The 573-nt window shown below is 69.5% G+C and carries 1 protein-coding gene; it reads right to left on the bottom strand.

The genetic code is table 11. The features are described 5' to 3' along the window. On the bottom strand, window positions 1–324 hold a 324-nt coding region (locus tag ACFVWU_RS44845; protein WP_387632495.1), incomplete at its 3' end, for a leucine zipper domain-containing protein. Window positions 325–573 lie beyond the last annotated feature (249 nt).

Below are 573 nucleotides of genomic sequence, written 5' to 3'. Positions count from 1 at the left end.
CACCAGGACCCGATGCGCGGTGGCCGGGTTGAGTCGCAGCAGATAGGCGATGCGGGCCGGGCCCCAGCGGCGAAGGACACGGACCTTGACGATGCGCCGCTCGGTGCGGACAGGGAGCCTGCGCGGGCTGCGGTGCGGGCGGCTGGACCGGTCACTCATGCCGGCCTCGCCCAGCGTGCGGTAGCGGTCCGCCCAGCGCTTGGCCGTCGTCGGCGAGACCTGGAAACGCTCGGCGGCCCTGCGCAGGGGCCAGCCGTCCTCGACCACACAACGGGCCAGGCGCAGGCGTCCGGTCTCGGTCAGCGGTGCGTTACGGTGTGGCATGAGGGCCTTTCTGGCCATAGGTGCAGATGTCGCAATCCACACCGAGCCAGAAGGCCCTCACTCATTTCAAGATCACCCGGCCGTGAACCCCGTCACCAACCTCCGTGGTCAGAACACGGTGACGAGGTCACTGAGGTTGGACGATCACGAGGCTATGGTCGCCGCCCGCGGTGATGGCGCGCACGTCGTGGAGGAAGCGGGTGCAGGGTGCTGTCTGGTCTGGCGCACACACCCGCACCGGCGTGGTGC

Source organism: Kitasatospora sp. NPDC058190, from assembly GCF_042883685.1.
Taxonomy (GTDB): domain Bacteria; phylum Actinomycetota; class Actinomycetes; order Streptomycetales; family Streptomycetaceae; genus Kitasatospora.
Note: the sequence above shows the minus strand (reverse complement) of the source record. Positions and strands in the feature narration are given on the sequence as shown.